Genomic DNA, 15,786 nt, shown 5'->3' with positions numbered 1-15,786 from the left:
ACGTTATCTAACCCTCTATCCGGGAGAAATCGGCGACCTTGTGCATCGCAACACGCAATTTTTCAAGTAGAGCAAGACGGGTAGTTCGTTTGGCCTGTTCTTCCGAATTCACCGTCACATCATCAAAGAAGCGATCAATTGTCGGACGAATGACTGACAACGCAGTCATCGCGCCTTCGAAATCCTCCGCCTCGATTGCGCGTTCCGCGATCGGCAATTGCGCGTCGAGCACTTCGGCCAGAGCGGCCTCGGCGGCATCGGGCGTGTAGGTAAAGCCGGAGAAGGGCTGCGGTTCCGTCCCCTTCTTCGCCTCGGCCCGCAGGATGTTCGCCGCGCGGCGATAACCGGCGAGGAGATTGGCTCCCTCCTCCGTCTCGACGAACGCCTGCAGCGCCTTCACGCGGGCGAGCAGCCGGACGAGATCGTCCTCTCCGCCGAGCGCGAACACCGCGTCGATCAGGTCGTGGCGGACACCCGCCTCGCGCTGCTGGACCTTGAGGCGATCGGCGAAGAAGTCGGTAAGGTTGACAACTTGGTCGTCGAAATCTCCGAGCGTTAAAACGATAGCACCGGTTTCCATACCGGCGGCAGCAAGAGCTTTGTCGTGATCCGCAGCGGCGACCTTTTCGGAAGTCTCTTCGACCAATTTGAACTGCTTCAGCAGGAGCGGAATAAGCGCCATACGAAGATTGTTCGCTAGAATGAGCTTGATCGCGCCTAGAGCGGCTCGCCTGAGCGCGAACGGGTCACGGGATCCAGTCGGCATTTCGCGAAGATAAAAATAGCTAGACAGCGTATCCAGCTTGTCCGCCAAGCTCACCGCGACCGTCACCGGCCCGGTGGGGACGTCGTCGCCCTGGCCGACCGGCTTGTAGTGATCGCGGATGGCGTCGGCGACGGCATCAGGCAAGCCTTCGGCCCGCGCATAATAGCCGCCCATCACGCCCTGCAACTCGGGGAACTCGCCGACCATGCCGGTGACGAGGTCCGCCTTGGCGAGCCGCGCGGCCTGTTCGGCCTCGTCGGCGCTCGCGCCCTTGACGATCCCCTCCTCCACCAGCCATTCGGCCAGCTTCGCCACCCGCTCCACCTTGTCAGCGACGGTGCCGAGCTTTTCGTGGAAGACGATCTGGTCGAGCTTCTTCGCCTGCTCGGCCAGCGGAACCTTGAGATCCTGCTCCCAGAAGAAGCGCGCATCGCTGAGCCGCGCGGCGAGCACCTTGGCGTTGCCCTCGACGATCGCCTTGCCGCCGTCCGCCGCCACGATGTTGGCGGTGCAGACAAAGGCCGGAGCGAGCGTACCGCCCGCATCGTTGCAGGTAAAATACTTCTGATTGGTCCGCATGGTGAGCTGGATCACCTCGCGCGGCACGGTCAGGAACGCGGGATCGAAGCGGCCGAGCAGCGGCACCGGCCATTCGGTGAGACCGGCATTCTCGGCGACCAGCCCCTCGTCGGGGACCAGCACCAGCCCCTCGGCGGCGGCGGCGGCCTCGGCACCCTCGCGGACGATGCGGCGGCGCTCCTCGCTGTCGACGATGACATGGCAGGCGCGCAGCTTGCACGCATAGTCCGCCGCCGATCCGATCGTCACGACGTCCGGATGGTGGAAGCGGTGGCCGACCGTGGTCGCGCCGGAAGCGACGCCGGCGATTGCGAACGGCACCACATCCTCGCCGAACAATGCGACGATGCCCTGCAGCGGACGCACCCAGCGCAGGCTCTCGGTGGAGAGCGACGCCGTGCCCCAGCGCATCGACTTGGGCCAGGGGAAGGCGCGGACGATCGCGGGGATCGCCTCGGCCAGCACCTCGGCGGTCGGGCGGCCGGGTTTCTCGATGACGGCGAAGAGCACCTTGTTGCCCTTGGCATCCTCGCGCTCGACCAGCTGCTCGCGGGTCAGCCCGGTCTTGCCGAGGAAGCCGGCGAGCGCCTGCTCCGGCGCATCGGCGCGCGGGCCTTTCAGTTCCTCCGACACCGCCTCGGTCGCGGCGGGCAGCCCCTTCGCGATCAGGGCGAGGCGGCGCGGCGTGACGAAGCTCTCGATGGCTTCCGCCTTGAGGCCGCTCTTGGCCAGCTCCGCCTCGAACAGACGCGCGAGATCGGCCGACGCCTTCTCCTGCATCCGCGCCGGGATTTCCTCGGAGAGCAGTTCGAGCAGAAAGTCCGTCATGCCACCCACCCCGGAAAACGCGCTTCCCATTCAGGCGTGTTCTTCTCGATCCAGCTCGCGCACGCCCCCTTCGCCAGATCGCGGACGCGGCCGATATAGGCCTGCCGCTCGGCAACCGAGATCACGCCGCGCGCCTGCAGCAGGTTGAAGGTGTGACTGGCCTTGATCGCCTGCTCATAGGCCGGCAGCGGCAGCTTGCGGTCGAGGCAGACCTGGCACTCGGCGGTCGCCTTGCGGAAGGTGTCGAAGAGCGCCTCGGTGTTCGCGACCTCGAAATTGTATTCGCTCTGCTGCTTCTCGTTTTCGAGGAAGACGTCACCGTAGGTCACGCCCTCGTCGTTGAACCTGAGGTCGTACACCCGGTCCACGCCCTGGATATACATGGCGAGGCGCTCCAGCCCGTAGGTCAGTTCGCCCAGCACCGGCTTGCAGTCATAGCCGCCGACCTGCTGGAAATAGGTGAACTGGGTCACCTCCATGCCGTCGCACCAGACTTCCCAGCCCAGCCCCCAGGCGCCGAGCGTCGGACTTTCCCAATCGTCCTCGACGAAGCGGATGTCGTGCTTGGTGAAGTCGATGCCGATCGCCTTCAAGGAGCCTAGATACAGCTCCTGCAGGTTCGGGGGCGAGGGCTTCAGCACCACCTGATATTGATAATAATGCTGGAGCCGGTTCGGGTTCTCGCCATAGCGGCCGTCGGTCGGGCGGCGCGAGGGCTGGACGTAGGCGGCCTTCCATGGGCTAGGCCCCAGCGCGCGCAGCGTCGTCGCGGGGTGGAATGTGCCCGCCCCCATCTCCATGTCGTAGGGCTGGAGGATCAGGCAGCCCCGATCGCTCCAATAATCATGGAGAGTCAGGATCAGCCGCTGGAAGCTCATAGGCCCCGAGGAAACCGGTGTAGACATGGGTGCCGCCTCTGGCGCCTCGCATGTCGCGGGTCAAGCAAAGGGCGCTTGTGCCCGCCCAAGCTGGCTGTAGGACGGGCTGTATGAAGCTGACTCGCTGGCGCGCGTTCGCCGCCGCCTTCCTCGCCCTCCTGCAACCCGCCCTTCCCTCCGCGCTGCTGGCCCGCCAGCATGTCGCGAAGGCGCAGGCGCACCCCGCGATCTGGCGGCTGCAGAAGGGTCCGTCGACCGTCTATCTGTTCGGAAGTCGGAGGCCAAGCGGTCTTAGGAAGACAAGGTGTGTACACAACTCCTTGGCTCACAGAACGACATGGCTACGATCCGACTTGATCAGGATCCGACCAAGTCGGCGGCCGCCTTGTTCAAGATGGGCACCGCCACCGGCCCGATCGCGCCGCTCGCCGACCGGATCGACCCCAAATATCGCGGTGCGCTGGCTGCGCTCGAAAAGAAGTCCTCCGTCCCCGCCGACACGCTCAACAAGCTGAAAACGTGGGCAGCAGGCATGGTGCTGTTCGGCGCCACCGCGCAGACGCTCGGCGTCAATTCGGCCGACGGCGTGGAGGAGCACCTCAAGGCCCAGTTCCGCGCCCAGAACAAGCCGATCGAGGGGCTTGAGACGCTGGAGCAGCAGCTCGGCTTCTTCGACACGATGCCAGAGCCGGAGCAGCGCCAGTTCCTCGAAGGCGTGGTCGACCAGAAATCGGACGACGCGGCCGATTTCGGCAAGATGCTCGGCGCCTGGAAGGAAGGCGACGAGAAGGGCATCGCGAAGAGCTTCGACAAGGACATGAAGAAGTCGCAGGCGCTGCGCAATGTGCTGATCGCGCGGCGCAACGCGCATTGGGCGGACGCGATCGTCCAGCGGCTCAACCAGCCCGGCACGCAATTGGTGGCGGTCGGCGCCGGGCATCTGGTCGGCACGGATTCGGTACAGGCGATGCTGGCGAAGCTCGGCTATCAGGCGGTGCGGGTCGAATAGCCACACGGGCGCTTGCCGAATCCCTCGATCTCGCCTATGCGCGCCCGCTTGCCGTGCAGGGTCATCCCTGGAGGCCTGTCCGGCATGTCACATGAGCTAATATTTGGAGATTGAGCGATGAGCGATCAGCTGACGCTGTCCGCCGAAACGCGCGATCGGGCTGGCAAGGGAGCCTCCCGTCATCTGCGCCGTGAAGGCCGCGTCCCCGCCGTGATCTACGGCGACAAGAAGGAGCCGATTTCGATCAGCGTCAACGAGCGCGAGCTCGCCAAGATGCTGGGCACCGGCCACTTCATGAACTCGATCGTGATGATCGAGGGTGCCGACAAGGGCGCGATCCGCACTCTGCCCAAGGACGTGCAGTTCCACCCGGTCACCGATCGCCCGCTCCACGTCGACTTCTTCCGCGTCGGCGAGCATTCGACCATCCACGTCAACGTGCCGCTGGTGTTCGTGAACGAGGAAGGCTCGCCGGGCCTGAAGCGCGGCGGCGTGCTCTCGATCGTCCGTCACGACGTCGAGCTGATCGTCGATGCGGCCGAGATCCCCGACCAGATCACGGTCGACCTGGCCGGCTTCGATGTCGGCGAGTCGATCCACATCTCGGCCGTGACGCTCCCCAAGGGCGCCAAGACCGCGATCGACGACCGCGACTTCACCGTCGCCACGATCGCCGCTCCGTCGGCGCTGAAGTCTGCCGAGGGCGAAGCCGCCGCGGCCGAAGAAGCCGAAGGCGGCGAGGCGGAATAATCCGCCCCACCCCATTCCCCGTCATCCCGGCGAAATCCGGGGTGGCGGGCTGGGGCTTATCCGGGAGGCCCATCGATGCAACTCTGGGCCGGCCTCGGCAATCCGGGCGCGCAATATGCGATGCACCGGCACAATGTCGGCTTCATGGCGGTGGACGCCATCGCCGAATTCCACTCTTTCTCGCCCGAGAAGAAGGCCTTTCACGGTTGGGTGCGCGAAGGCCGCGTGGGATCGGAGAAGATCCTGCTGCTGAAGCCCGGCACCTTCATGAACGAGAGCGGCCGCGCGATCGGCGAAGCCATGCGCTTCCATAAGCTCGATGTCGGCGACGTGACGGTTTTTCACGACGAGCTCGATCTCCTGCCCTTCAAGGTAAAAGTGAAAACCGGCGGCGGCACCGCCGGCCACAATGGCCTGCGCTCCACCGAAGCGCATATCGGCAACCCCTTCCGCCGCGTGCGACTGGGTATCGGCCACCCCGGCCACAAGGATCGGGTGACCGGATATGTCCTTGGAAACTATGCGAAATCCGAGATGGACTATCTCGCCGACATGCTCGGCGCGATCGCTGCCGAGGCGCCCTGGCTCGCCGCCGGCGACGATGCGCGCTTCATGAACGAGACCGCGCTGCGCCAGCAGAACTGAACGGCTGTTCAGAGAGCAACCCTTGCCGATTTTCTTCGTTGGTCAGGTCGCAACGAAGGAGGATCCGTCATGTCTCGCAAGTTCATCCTGGCCGCGATGGCGGCCGTCGTCGCCACCCCGGTCGCGATCCCTGCGCCGGCGATGGCCCGTCACCATTACAGCGATTATAATGGCCGAGACGGCCGCTATCATTATCGCTGCAAGAAGAGCAGCGGCACTACCGGCCTGATCGCCGGCGGCGCGGGCGGCGCGCTGGTCGGCAACGCGCTCGGTGGTGGCACGCTCGGCACGGTGGCCGGTGGCGTCGGTGGCGCCCTGCTCGGTCGCCACCTCGACAAGAAGCACGACGCCGCGCAGAACCGCCGCAACGGCTGCTGATATAATCTGATTCAACAACCTGATTTCAGGGTCCGGGCCGCGGCGACCTCATGGGTCGTCGCGGTCCATTTGCCATCCCTCGCTGGTGACGACATAGGCCCGGAAGGGCTGGCCGTCCGGATCCCGCGCGGGACGATATTTGAAATGCTGCTGGATCGCGGCACAGGTCGCGGCATCCAGAGCACGATTGCCGCTCGACCGCGTCACCTGACAGGAGCCGATCCTCCCATCGGTTTCCACGCTGTAGCGGACGTAGACGATCTGCATCGTCTCATTGACCATCTGACGCACCTCCATCGGCAGCCAGCTGATCTTGAGCAGATCGCGGATCGGTTCGGGCGCGGTATCGCCACCATCACCGTCCCCTCCGCCGCCATAGCCATTGCCCTCCCCGCCGGCGCCCTGCCCCGGCCCGGCCCGATCCGACGCGCCGGTCTGCGCCGCCATGCCGACGTTGGGTTTGGGCGCGGCGATCACCGTCGGCTTCATCGGGACGACCGGCGGAGGCGGCGCCAAGATCGGCGTCGCCTTGTTCTTCAGATTGGGGGGAGACGGCCTGCCCTTCGCCTTCTCGGCGACATGGTGGACGACCTTCACCTCCTCCTTGGGCTTGGGCGGCGGGGGCGGCGTCGTGATATCCACCAGCGCCAGCGCCTGCTCGACGCGGGTGAACGGCGATACGGTGAGGCCGGATACCAGCCCGTAGCCAAGCAGCGCGACGATCAGCGCCGCGCCGCCCGCCGACCACATCTGATCCCGCCTGTGCGTTTCGGTAACGAAGCTCATGCGGCAGCAACGCCCCATGCGGCTGGCATATCCGTGCGACAGCCGCTATCTGCCGCGCAACGATGGGCGTCACGCCCTTTCCAGACACAAGGTTCACGCATACCATGGGCTTCCGCTGCGGCATCGTCGGCCTGCCGAACGTCGGCAAATCGACCCTCTTCAACGCGCTCACCGAGACGGCCGCCGCGCAGGCCGCCAACTATCCCTTCTGCACGATCGAGCCGAACGTCGGCAACGTCGCCGTGCCCGATCCGCGCGCCGACAATCTGGCGAAGATCGCCGGATCGGCCAAGATAATCGAGACCCAGCTCGGCTTCGTCGACATCGCCGGGCTGGTGCGCGGCGCGTCGAAGGGCGAAGGCCTCGGCAACCAGTTCCTCGCCAACATCCGCGAGGTGGATGCGATCATCCATGTCCTGCGCTGCTTCGAGGGCGAGGTGACCCACGTCGAGGGCAAGGTCGATCCGATCGCCGACGCGGAGACGGTGGAGACCGAGCTGATGCTCTCCGATCTCGACAGTCTAGAGCGGCGGGTCCCGGCGCTCGCCAAGAAGAGCCAGTCGGGCGACAAGGAAGCAAAGGCGCAGGCCGCCGTGCTCCAGCCGGTGCTGGACCTGCTGCGCGACGGCAAGCCCGCCCGCCTCGGCCGCCCGTCCGATCCGGAAGACGCCCGCATCTTCGATCAGGCGCAGCTGCTCACCGGCAAGCCCGTCCTCTACGTCTGCAACGTGGACGAAGGCGCGGCGGCGGACGGCAACGCGCTGTCCGCTCGCGTATTCGAGAAGGCCAAGGCCGAGGGCGCGCAGGCGGTGGTCGTCTCCGCCGCGATCGAGGCCGAGATCGCCACCATGGCGATCGAGGATCGTGCCGAGTTCCTCTCCGACCTCGGCCTCACCGAGACCGGCCTCGCCCGTGTGATACGCGCCGGCTACGCGCTGCTCGACCTGATCACCTTCTTCACCTGCGGCCCCAAGGAAACCCGCGCCTGGACGCTGGCGAAGGGCAGCAAGGCACCGCAGGCGGCCGGTGTGATCCACTCGGACTTCGAGCGCGGCTTCATCCGTGCCGAGACGATCGCCTATGACGATTATGTCGCCTGTAACGGCGAAACCGGCGCGCGGGACGCCGGCAAGCTGCGTTCGGAAGGCAAGGACTACGTCGTCCACGACGGCGATGTGATGCTGTTCCGCTTCAACGTATAAGGTACGGGGCGGCCCTTGCGGCCGCCCCGCCTTGCTTAGTTGGACGAGCCGCCGCTCGCCGCGTCGCCCACCTTGTCGGCGGCATGGCTGACGCTGGTCGCCGCGCCGGTGATCGCCTTGTCCTTGGCGCTCTGCGCAGGCGCGACGGTGAACAGATACCAGGCACCCACCACCACGGCCGCCAGCAGCACGATGGCGAGGATGATCGTCCCGCCGCCGCCGCGACGCTCGATGATGGTGGTGTGAGTGCCGCGTTCGGCATCGTTGGTGCGATAGTCGGTCATTCCCTCAACTCCTCTTTCCGGCCCGCATCGGCGGCATCAACCGGCCAGCCCGCGCTGCGGTTCCCGGCTTGGCAACCCGTTGCGATCTGGTACGCATCGTCGAAAAGGAGGATGCGATGCCCTGGTTCGAGGATTTCAAGGTCGGCGACCGCCACCGCTTCGGTCACTACGAGGTCACCCGCGACGAGGTGCTGGATTTCGCCCGGCGCTGGGATCCGCAGCCCTTCCACCTGTCGGACGATGGCGCCGCCGCCACCCATTTCGGTTCGCTTTCCGCCAGCGGCTGGCACACCGCCGCGATGACGATGGCGATGGTCGTGGCCGAACAGGGCAAGGATGACGACGGCAGCGGATCGCTCGGCGCGGTCGGCATCGACAATCTGCGCTGGCTGAAACCGGTGAAGCCGGGCGACGTGCTCAGCGTCGAGACCGAGGTGATCGAGACGCGCCCCTCGTCCAGCCGCCCGGAAATGGGTTCGATCCGCAACCGCACGACGGTGTTCGACCAGCACGGCGATCCCGTGATGCGCTTCGAGCCGATCGTGCTGTACCGGCGGCGATCGGCGTGAGAACGAGCTTCGAGGGGCGGAATTCGCGCGAAAAGCGACAAAGGCTACACGTGCGAAGTGAAATCGACGCTGAGAAAGAGCGGTCGCCCAGAGGCGAGTTGGTCCGGGCGTGTCAGACGAAATCCTACATAGCAAGGCGCACCCGAAAAGAGTTTGACCAATAATTCTACATATGTAACTTTTCTGGAATGACAGAGAATCGACGCTTCCCGAAACGCGCTTTTCTTTTGAACGCCGGTCTCACGATCGCTGGTGCGCTCGCCACGCCGGCCTTCTCCGAACCCGGTCGCTGTCCGGTCCCCATTGAGGCCAGGGGCGGTCCCAGCAACGCCCACACCCGCTATGTCGAGGCCCATCTGCGACCTCCGGTCGTCAAGCCGGGCGACAGGCCGTTCAGCCTCGTCGATCGGATGCGCAGGTACGACGTGCCGGGGATCAGCGTCGCGGTGATCCATAACGGGAAGATCGCTTGGGCGCGCGGCTGGGGCGTTCGCGATCTCGAGAGCTGCACGCCGGTCACCCCGGACACCGCCTTCCAGGCAGCATCGATCAGCAAGGTCGTGACGGCGATGACGGCGTTGCGCCTGGTCGAGCAGGGCAGGATCGGGCTGGATCGCAACATCAACGACGCACTCCGTTCCTGGCAGCTGCCGAAGGACGAGAAACTGGCACCCAACGGCGTGACCCTGCGTCAATTGCTGAGCCACACCGCCGGGCTGGGCGTCCATGGCTTCGATCAGGGATTCATGCCCGGTGCGCCCCTTCCCACGACCGTCCAGATTCTGGATGGTCTGCCGCCCGCCAACAGCCCGCCGGTTCGCAGCATTCTGCCGGCCGGCGCGCAGTTCGAATATTCCGGCGGCGGGTACATGGTCGTGCAGCTCGCGCTGTCCGACGTGACCGGAATGTCCTTCGCCGACCTCACGCAACGCGAGGTACTCGGCCCGCTCGGCATGACGCGCAGCGCCTTCGCCATGCCGCCTTCGCCGAGGATCCGGGCCGACATGGCCTTCGGTTCGGCTGGCGGAAAACCGATCCCGGGCGACTATGTCGTCACCCCCCAACTCGCGGCCGCGGGTTTGTGGACGAGCGCCACCGACCTTGCCCGCCTGCTGATCGACCTGCAGGCTTCCGCCGCGGGCCGGAAAGGGCACCGCCTTTCGCCGGCGATGACGCGGCTGATGATGACGCCGGTCAAGGACAATTGGGGCCTCGGGCTGGCGCTCTATCGGGATGGTGTCCCGCGCTTCGGCCATGATGGCGTGAATCCGGGCTTCGAATCCTTCATGGCCGCCTATGTCGCCAAGGGAGAAGGCATCGCCGTGCTGACCAATGGCGGCGACGGCCGGCGGCTGATCAACGAAGTGGTGCGCGCCGTGGCGACCGATTATGGCTGGCCGGACATCGCGCTGCCAGCAACCGAGGAAAAGACGCTTCCGCTCGCAGAACTATCCAAGGCGGCAGGACGTTTTCAGGGGAGCGGCCTCAACATCGACATCGAGGCACGCCCGGAGGGATTGTTCGCGCGGTTCGTCGGTGCACCCGCTTCCGCTGCCGAACATCTGATCGCGCTCTCACCCACGCGCTTTCGATCCGAATCACTCGGCATCACGGTCGAATTCGCGGCGGACTTTTCGAGCTTCACCTTCGTCGATGGCGGCCCGCCGATGAAGGTGACGCGCACAGGACCAGTGCCGCCCGCAGCGAGCAGGGGATGATCCGCCCGCCTCTCAATCGCCCTCGAACGCGACCAGCGTCGTCACCGGCACACCGGCCGCGCGCAGCTTGTCGGCGCCGCCGAGGTCCGGCAGGTCGATGACGAAGCTCGCGCCGACCACCTCGGCGCCGGCCTGACGGAGCAGGCGGACGGCGGCGAGCGCGGTGCCGCCGGTGGCAATCAGATCGTCGACCAGCAGCACCTTCTGGCCAGGCACGCAGGCATCCTCGTGCATCACGACCCGGTCGGTGCCGTATTCCAGCGCATAGTCCACCCCGATCGTGGCACCGGGCAGCTTGCCGTCCTTGCGGATGAGCACGAGGCCCTTGGCCGTCTGCGTCGCCATGGCGGACGAGAAGATGAAGCCCCGCGCCTCGATTCCCGTGATCAGGTCGAAATCGTCGGGCGCCGACGCCGCGAGCCGCTCGATCGAGGCATGGAAGCCCTTGGCATCGAGCAGCAGCGTCGTGATGTCGCGGAACTGGATACCGGGCTTGGGAAAGTCCGGAATCGTGCGGATAAGCTGGGCGAGATCGGCGTTCGCTTGCGTCATGCGCGCCTCCTCGCAGGGTCAGGCCCGAAAGGAAAGACCGTTTCGGGCCTGGGCCAGCATCAGTCCTTGCCCATGCACTTCTTCTTGAGTTCGCCCTTCTTGTCGAAGCATTGCGGCGGGAAGGCCGGCACCTGCGGCCCGACGCTGAGCAGCACCGGCGCGGCATAGTGATTGTCGATGTCGCCGGCGGGCTTCAGGCTGTTGCGCAGCTCGCGGAGGCGGTTGTGCGCGGTGACCTGCAGCGACCCCTTCGGCTCCATCAGCGCGGCCTGACCGATGCGCGAGGCCGTCTGGCAGAAGCCGCGCTGTGCATAGACCGTGGAGAAGCTGCTGTAGGAGCGGGTATTGAAGCTGTCGAACGCCGCGTTGATCGCGTTCTGCGGCGCCTTCTTGCCCGCCGTCCGCTTGAAATAGCCCTGGAGGATCTTGTAGTCGCTGGCCAGTTCCTTGCTGTGGTGGACCAGCAACTGGTTGTAGTTGGCGACCACCATCAGCGACGGCGCGAACTGGCACTGGAGAGCGGCGAAGTTGAGACCGGCGCGCAGCGTCCACACCAGCTCGGCATTCACCTCCTGCGGCGTGGCACCGGGCAGCGGGATGACGATGCCGGGTTCGGCACCGGTCACCGGCGCACCGCGAAAATCGGGCGATTCCCAATAGAGCTGGGCCGATGCGGAGGTGGAAAGCATCCCCGCCATGCAGAGCAGCGCCGCCGAAACACGGCGCGAAGCGAGCTTCATCAATCAACCTCTCCGACATGCCCATCGGGCCGCGCGCTGCATGCCATCAGTGCGCCTTTCACCTGCATGCAGCCTTAACCAATCGCGGATCGCCCGCAAGATGTTCCGCCAATGCTGCGCAGCAGGCGACGCAAAACTGTGGAAAACCACGTTGCGGATGCGAAACGGGGCCAACCGGCGAACCGGTCGGCCCCGCAAATCGGCACGCATCGGCGTGCGTGTTACATGGCGTTGGAGGCATTCTCCGCCGGCGCGGCGGCATTGGCATCCGCCGGCGCGGTCGCGTCGTTGGCGGTCGCATCGAGCGCGCTCGCGTCGTTGGTCATGCCGGCCGAGCTGTCCATCGTGTCCATGTTGGTCATGTTCGTGTCGGTGGCGGCGGTGTTGTCGCTGTGACCGCAGGCGGCGACCAGCAGCGCGCCGGCGATGACGACAGTGGAGGTGGCGATCTTGGAGAGGGTGCGCATCGGTTCGGTTCCTGCGGTTCGGTTGCCGGGTAAAATGTTGCCGGGTAAAATGTTGCCGGGTAAAATGTTGCCGGGTAAAATCAGGCGTCGGCCCCAGGCGACGCACAGGCGCCACCAAGGCCGGACAGGAAGGCTTCAAACCCGGATCGCAGCGCAGCGTCAAACTGTTTCACCCCGGCAACCTTTCCGAGATCGGCGAGGCTGGTCACCGGATAGTCCGGCAGGCCGCACGGCACGATGCCGCCGAAGTGCGAAAGGTCGGGCGCGATGTTCACCGAGAAGCCGTGCAAAGTGACCCAGCGCCGCACGCGTACGCCGATCGCGCCGATCTTGGCCTCCCGCCCGTGCGCCTCGGTCCATACGCCGACGCGGCCTTCCGCGATCCACGCCTCGACGCCCAGATCGGCAAGCGCGCCGATCAGCCATGTTTCGAGCTTGTGTACGAAACAGCGTACGTCGCGGCCGCGCCTGTCGAGATCGAGCACCAGATAGCCGACGCGCTGGCCGGGGCCGTGATAGGTATATTTGCCGCCCCGCCCCACCGGATAGACCGGAAAGCGATCCGGCACGATCAGGTCTTCCGCCACGGCGCTGGTGCCCGCCGTGTAGAGCGGCGGGTGCTCGAGCAGCCAGACCAGTTCGCGCGCCCTGCCTTCGCGGACGGCGGCGGCACGCGCCTCCATCTCGGCCAGCGTCTCGGGATAAGGGAGCAGGCCTTCGGAAACCCGCCATTCGATGTCGTCGCTCAGCATGTCGGATGTGCAGATGGCGTGGGAGGCCCGCGCGATCAAGCCGCTTGGCGCCGCGCGCCGCCGTGCTACAGGGCGCAGGATGAGCAAGAGCAACCTGTCGCTGGGCGCCGTCTGGGAAGAGACGGTGGCATTTCTGAAGGCCGAACTGTCGCTGGTGGCGCCGCTGTCGCTGCTGGGCTTCGGCCTGCCGATGGTCGCGCTGCTGCTCGCGGTGCCGGCGGACAGTGCGATCACCGGTAAGCTGCAGCCGGGGCCGTGGATGTTCTGGGTGATCCCATGCCTCTTCGTGTCGATGCTGGGTTCGCTCGCGGTCTCGGCGCTGGTGCTGACGCCCAATATCAGCGTGCGCGAAAGCATCGCGATCGCAATCCGGCGGATACCGGCGGGCCTGGGCCTGGCGGCCTTCTATGTCGGCCTTCAGGTCGCGCTCAGCATCCCGCTCGCCCTCGCGGATCTGGCGGAGGGCGGCGCCGGGCCGATCTCGACATTGGTCTATCTCGCCGGCGTAGCCTTCATGATCTGGGTGTTCGTGCGCGTGATGCCGATCTGGGCGGTGGTCGCCGAACGGCCGCAATCGTCCTGGGCGTCAGTGACGCGCGCCTTCGCACTGACTCGCTTCTGCTACGTCCGCCTGCTGGCGCTCCGCTTCGTGATGCTGCTCGCGGTGGTGGTGACGCTGATCGTGCTGCTCATCCCGATCGGCGCGGTGACCCGGCTCGTCGGTGCGCTGTCCGGCAATCAGAATATCGGCTTCGTCCTGTCGTTCGTCTGCATGGGCATCATCGTCGCCGGCATGGTCGGAACCTGGACGGTCTTCGTTGCCCTGCTCTACCGCCGGCTGGAGGCCGACAACAGCGGAACGTGAGGCGCGGCCTCGGCCGGCAGCACGCCGATGACGCGCGGATCGGGGAAGGTCTCCACCGCGCGGCCATAAGGCACGAAACCCTGCGCGCGGTAGAAGCCGAGCGCCCTGGGATGGTCGAGCGTGCAGGTATGCACCCACACCCGCTCGATGCCCTTGCGCCAGCACAGCGCCAGCGCGTGCCCCATCAGCCAGCGCCCTTCGCCCTGCCCCGTCAGTTCCGGGACGAGGCCGAAGAAGGACAGCTCGGCCTGACCCGCCTCGCGGAAGTCCAGCTCCAGCAGCCCCAGTTCGATACCGCGTGCGTCGGTGACGGCGTAGATCTCGACCGCCGGATCGTGGATGATCGCGATCAGCCGGGCCTCGTCCATCACCAGCCGCGAGAACCACAGCCATGGTTCGCCGACGCGACGGAACAGGGTCCGATAGCGATCGGGCGACGGCTCGCGCCAGCGATCGAGGCGGAGGTTCGATGGCGCCATCGGTCGCGGCTTCGGCCGCTCCAGCATCTGGAGCGAGGTGACGATGGTGGCGATCTCGCCGGGCGAGACGGCGGTGAGGCTCACTCCCACACCGCGCGCGGCGGCAGGCTCATCAGGATCGCGTCGATATTGCCACCGGTCTTGAGACCGAAGAGCGTGCCGCGATCGTAGACGAGGTTGAATTCGGCATAGCGGCCGCGCCACGCCAGCATCTGCCGCTCCTCGGCTTGCGTGAAGGGCAGGCCCAGCCGGCGGCGGACGATCTGCGGGTAGATGGCGAGGAACGCCTCGCCCACCGCGCGGGTGAAGGCAAAGGCGCGATCGAAGGCGGCGCCTTCCGCATCCAGATGATCGTAGAAGATACCGCCGACGCCGCGCGCCACCTGCCGGTGGGGGATGAAGAAATAGTCCTCCGCCCATTTCGAGAAGCGCGGATAGTCGCCGACCGGCGCGTGATCGTCGCACGCCGCCCTGAACGCGGCATGGAAGTCGGCCGTATCCTCGGCATAGGGAATCGGCGGGTTGAGGTCCGCCCCACCGCCGAACCAGCGCTTCGTGGTGACGAGGAAGCGCGTGTTCATGTGGACGGCGGGCACGTGCGGATTGGCCATGTGCGCGACGAGGCTGATGCCGGTCGCGAAGAAGCGCGGATCGTCGCCGGCGCCGTGGATGGTCTTGCCGAACTCGCCCTCGAACGCGCCGCCGACGGTCGAGACGTTGACGCCCACCTTCTCGAACACGCGGCCCTTCATGACGCCACGCACCCCGCCGCCGCCGTCGGCTCCGGACGAATCCACCCGCGCCCATGGGGTATATTCGAAGGCCGCCGTCGACCCGACCTCCTGCTCGATGGCCTCGAAGGCGGCGCAGATGCGGTCGCGCAGCCTCTCGAACCAGGTGCGTGCCGCCTGCTGCTCCGAATCGAGATCCATCATGTCGGCCAGCCTCCGGTCTGTCTCAGCGCCTCGCCGGCAGCGATCGCGCAGGCGGTGGACAGGTTGAGCGATCGCGCGTCGGCGGCGATCGGGATACGGACGCGCACGTCCGCCACGTCATGCACGTAGTCCGGCGCGCCCGAGCTTTCGGAGCCGAACAGCAGCACGTCGTCCGGCTGAAACACGACTTCGGGCAGGCGAATGGCGCTCTTCGTCGTGAAGAGCAGCAGCCGGCCGGTCCGCGCGCGCAGGAAGGCATCCCAGTCGGCATGGCGGACGGCGGCGTGGCGCTCGGCATAGTCCATGCCCGATCGCGCCATCGCCCGATCCGAGAAAGCGAAGCCGCACGGCTCGATCACGTCGACCGGCATGCCGAGGCATGCGCCCAGACGCAGGACGGCGCCGACATTGCCGGCAATCTCGGGCTGGAAGAGCGCGAACCGCATGGCCCCGCCCGCTAGGCCATTCGCCCCCTGTTTCGCAAGCGCCACGAAAAGGTGGTTGGCAAACCTGCGGAAGCGACGCTATCACGCCGGACAGCGTAACCGGGGAACACCGGTGCGTGGTTAGGCTTGGGGGTCAAAGCGCCGGTTTTCGGGGTCCA

At 66.2% G+C, this 15,786-nt stretch carries 19 protein-coding genes; 8 read left to right on the top strand and 11 right to left on the bottom strand.

Annotation, left to right across the window (positions count from 1 at the left end):
* Positions 1-7: 7 nt before the first annotated feature.
* Together glyS and QGN17_RS02035 are read right to left on the bottom strand one after the other, a co-directional pair.
* On the bottom strand, positions 8-2,173 hold the full coding sequence (gene glyS, locus QGN17_RS02040) for a glycine--tRNA ligase subunit beta (RefSeq protein ID WP_281042855.1): 2,166 nt from the start codon (positions 2,171-2,173) through the stop codon (positions 8-10).
* Positions 2,170-3,078 carry a glycine--tRNA ligase subunit alpha gene (locus QGN17_RS02035; protein WP_281042854.1) on the bottom strand — a complete coding sequence of 303 codons (909 nt, stop codon included), beginning with the start codon at positions 3,076-3,078 and terminating at the stop codon, positions 2,170-2,172. Before QGN17_RS02035 ends, glyS begins: the two co-directional genes overlap by 4 nt.
* Before the next feature lie 310 nt (positions 3,079-3,388).
* On the opposite strand from QGN17_RS02035, the gene QGN17_RS02030 reads away from it, so the two are divergent.
* From QGN17_RS02030 to QGN17_RS02015, 4 genes are all read left to right on the top strand, one after another.
* Positions 3,389-4,060, top strand: a complete 672-nt coding sequence (locus QGN17_RS02030; protein ID WP_281042853.1) for a TraB/GumN family protein — start codon at positions 3,389-3,391, stop codon at positions 4,058-4,060.
* Positions 4,061-4,177: 117 nt separating this feature from the next.
* Entirely contained in the window at positions 4,178-4,810 is a 633-nt protein-coding gene (locus tag QGN17_RS02025; protein ID WP_281042852.1) for a 50S ribosomal protein L25/general stress protein Ctc, read from the top strand.
* A 75-nt stretch (positions 4,811-4,885) separates the two neighbouring features.
* Complete coding sequence (gene pth / locus QGN17_RS02020) at positions 4,886-5,455, top strand: aminoacyl-tRNA hydrolase (RefSeq protein WP_281042851.1); 570 nt, start codon at positions 4,886-4,888, stop codon at positions 5,453-5,455.
* Positions 5,456-5,524: 69 nt separating this feature from the next.
* Entirely contained in the window at positions 5,525-5,833 is a 309-nt protein-coding gene (locus QGN17_RS02015; RefSeq protein WP_281042850.1) for a hypothetical protein, read from the top strand.
* 48 nt (positions 5,834-5,881) lie between these two features.
* Here QGN17_RS02015 and QGN17_RS02010 read toward each other — a convergent pair whose 3' ends face one another.
* Positions 5,882-6,619, bottom strand: coding sequence for an energy transducer TonB (locus tag QGN17_RS02010; protein WP_281042849.1), 738 nt, complete (start codon positions 6,617-6,619; stop codon positions 5,882-5,884).
* Positions 6,620-6,723: 104 nt separating this feature from the next.
* Between QGN17_RS02010 and ychF the strand changes: the two genes are divergently transcribed.
* Complete coding sequence (gene ychF / locus QGN17_RS02005; protein WP_281042848.1) at positions 6,724-7,821, top strand: redox-regulated ATPase YchF; 1,098 nt, start codon at positions 6,724-6,726, stop codon at positions 7,819-7,821.
* A gap of 35 nt (positions 7,822-7,856) precedes the next feature.
* On the opposite strand, the gene QGN17_RS02000 is transcribed toward ychF, so the two are convergent.
* Positions 7,857-8,105, bottom strand: coding sequence for a hypothetical protein (locus QGN17_RS02000; protein ID WP_281042847.1), 249 nt, complete (start codon positions 8,103-8,105; stop codon positions 7,857-7,859).
* Between the two features lie 116 nt (positions 8,106-8,221).
* Between QGN17_RS02000 and QGN17_RS01995 the strand changes: the two genes are divergently transcribed.
* Both QGN17_RS01995 and QGN17_RS01990 read left to right on the top strand, forming a co-directional pair.
* The gene (locus tag QGN17_RS01995) at positions 8,222-8,674 is read left to right on the top strand and encodes a MaoC family dehydratase (RefSeq protein WP_281042846.1); all 453 of its coding nucleotides are present in this window, start codon (positions 8,222-8,224) and stop codon (positions 8,672-8,674) included.
* 227 nt (positions 8,675-8,901) lie between these two features.
* The gene (locus QGN17_RS01990; protein ID WP_281042845.1) at positions 8,902-10,392 is read left to right on the top strand and encodes a serine hydrolase domain-containing protein; all 1,491 of its coding nucleotides are present in this window, start codon (positions 8,902-8,904) and stop codon (positions 10,390-10,392) included.
* Between the two features lie 12 nt (positions 10,393-10,404).
* Here the strand turns inward: QGN17_RS01990 and QGN17_RS01985 are convergent, their stop codons facing one another.
* The 4 genes from QGN17_RS01985 to lipB form a co-directional block, all read right to left on the bottom strand.
* Complete coding sequence (locus QGN17_RS01985; protein ID WP_281042844.1) at positions 10,405-10,944, bottom strand: adenine phosphoribosyltransferase; 540 nt, start codon at positions 10,942-10,944, stop codon at positions 10,405-10,407.
* 59 nt (positions 10,945-11,003) lie between these two features.
* A complete protein-coding gene (locus tag QGN17_RS01980; RefSeq protein WP_281042843.1) occupies positions 11,004-11,684 on the bottom strand; it encodes a hypothetical protein in 681 nt (226 codons plus the stop codon).
* Positions 11,685-11,905: 221 nt separating this feature from the next.
* Positions 11,906-12,151, bottom strand: coding sequence for a hypothetical protein (locus QGN17_RS01975; RefSeq protein ID WP_281042842.1), 246 nt, complete (start codon positions 12,149-12,151; stop codon positions 11,906-11,908).
* A gap of 80 nt (positions 12,152-12,231) precedes the next feature.
* Positions 12,232-12,903 (bottom strand): lipoyl(octanoyl) transferase LipB, encoded by a 672-nt coding sequence (gene lipB / locus QGN17_RS01970; protein ID WP_281042841.1) that lies wholly within the window; start codon positions 12,901-12,903, stop codon positions 12,232-12,234.
* Here lipB and QGN17_RS01965 point away from each other — a divergent pair.
* Positions 12,902-13,768 (top strand): hypothetical protein, encoded by an 867-nt coding sequence (locus QGN17_RS01965; RefSeq protein ID WP_281042840.1) that lies wholly within the window; start codon positions 12,902-12,904, stop codon positions 13,766-13,768. The genes lipB and QGN17_RS01965 overlap by 2 nt on opposite strands.
* Here the strand turns inward: QGN17_RS01965 and QGN17_RS01960 are convergent.
* The 3 genes from QGN17_RS01960 to QGN17_RS01950 are packed head-to-tail and all read right to left on the bottom strand — an operon-like array spanning position 13,732 to position 15,628.
* Positions 13,732-14,331: a GNAT family N-acetyltransferase gene (locus QGN17_RS01960; RefSeq protein ID WP_281042839.1), complete on the bottom strand. Its 600-nt coding sequence runs from the start codon at positions 14,329-14,331 to the stop codon at positions 13,732-13,734. The genes QGN17_RS01965 and QGN17_RS01960 overlap by 37 nt on opposite strands.
* On the bottom strand, positions 14,328-15,182 hold the full coding sequence (hemF, locus tag QGN17_RS01955; RefSeq protein ID WP_281042838.1) for an oxygen-dependent coproporphyrinogen oxidase: 855 nt from the start codon (positions 15,180-15,182) through the stop codon (positions 14,328-14,330). Before hemF ends, QGN17_RS01960 begins: the two co-directional genes overlap by 4 nt.
* Positions 15,179-15,628: a tRNA (cytidine(34)-2'-O)-methyltransferase gene (locus QGN17_RS01950; protein WP_281042837.1), complete on the bottom strand. Its 450-nt coding sequence runs from the start codon at positions 15,626-15,628 to the stop codon at positions 15,179-15,181. Before QGN17_RS01950 ends, hemF begins: the two co-directional genes overlap by 4 nt.
* Between the last annotated feature and the right edge of the window lie 158 nt (positions 15,629-15,786).

It is taken from the genome of Sphingomonas oryzagri (assembly GCF_029906645.1).
Taxonomy (GTDB): Bacteria; Pseudomonadota; Alphaproteobacteria; order Sphingomonadales; family Sphingomonadaceae; genus Solisphingomonas; species Solisphingomonas oryzagri.
Note: the sequence above shows the minus strand (reverse complement) of the source record. Positions and strands in the feature narration are given on the sequence as shown.

Coding starts and splice junctions, on each gene's coding strand:
- QGN17_RS01980 (WP_281042843.1), bottom strand. CDS start 11,684: ATGAAGCTCGCTTCGCGCCGTGTTTCGGCGGCGCTGCTCTGCATGGCG.
- QGN17_RS02010 (WP_281042849.1), bottom strand. CDS start 6,619: ATGAGCTTCGTTACCGAAACGCACAGGCGGGATCAGATGTGGTCGGCG.
- QGN17_RS01975 (WP_281042842.1), bottom strand. CDS start 12,151: ATGCGCACCCTCTCCAAGATCGCCACCTCCACTGTCGTCATCGCCGGC.
- ychF (WP_281042848.1), top strand. CDS start 6,724: ATGGGCTTCCGCTGCGGCATCGTCGGCCTGCCGAACGTCGGCAAATCG.
- QGN17_RS02025 (WP_281042852.1), top strand. CDS start 4,178: ATGAGCGATCAGCTGACGCTGTCCGCCGAAACGCGCGATCGGGCTGGC.
- QGN17_RS01995 (WP_281042846.1), top strand. CDS start 8,222: ATGCCCTGGTTCGAGGATTTCAAGGTCGGCGACCGCCACCGCTTCGGT.
- QGN17_RS02000 (WP_281042847.1), bottom strand. CDS start 8,105: ATGACCGACTATCGCACCAACGATGCCGAACGCGGCACTCACACCACC.
- glyS (WP_281042855.1), bottom strand. CDS start 2,173: ATGACGGACTTTCTGCTCGAACTGCTCTCCGAGGAAATCCCGGCGCGG.
- lipB (WP_281042841.1), bottom strand. CDS start 12,903: ATGCTGAGCGACGACATCGAATGGCGGGTTTCCGAAGGCCTGCTCCCT.
- pth (WP_281042851.1), top strand. CDS start 4,886: ATGCAACTCTGGGCCGGCCTCGGCAATCCGGGCGCGCAATATGCGATG.
- QGN17_RS01950 (WP_281042837.1), bottom strand. CDS start 15,628: ATGCGGTTCGCGCTCTTCCAGCCCGAGATTGCCGGCAATGTCGGCGCC.
- QGN17_RS02015 (WP_281042850.1), top strand. CDS start 5,525: ATGTCTCGCAAGTTCATCCTGGCCGCGATGGCGGCCGTCGTCGCCACC.
- QGN17_RS01965 (WP_281042840.1), top strand. CDS start 12,902: ATGTCGGATGTGCAGATGGCGTGGGAGGCCCGCGCGATCAAGCCGCTT.
- QGN17_RS02030 (WP_281042853.1), top strand. CDS start 3,389: ATGGCTACGATCCGACTTGATCAGGATCCGACCAAGTCGGCGGCCGCC.
- QGN17_RS02035 (WP_281042854.1), bottom strand. CDS start 3,078: ATGTCTACACCGGTTTCCTCGGGGCCTATGAGCTTCCAGCGGCTGATC.
- QGN17_RS01985 (WP_281042844.1), bottom strand. CDS start 10,944: ATGACGCAAGCGAACGCCGATCTCGCCCAGCTTATCCGCACGATTCCG.
- hemF (WP_281042838.1), bottom strand. CDS start 15,182: ATGATGGATCTCGATTCGGAGCAGCAGGCGGCACGCACCTGGTTCGAG.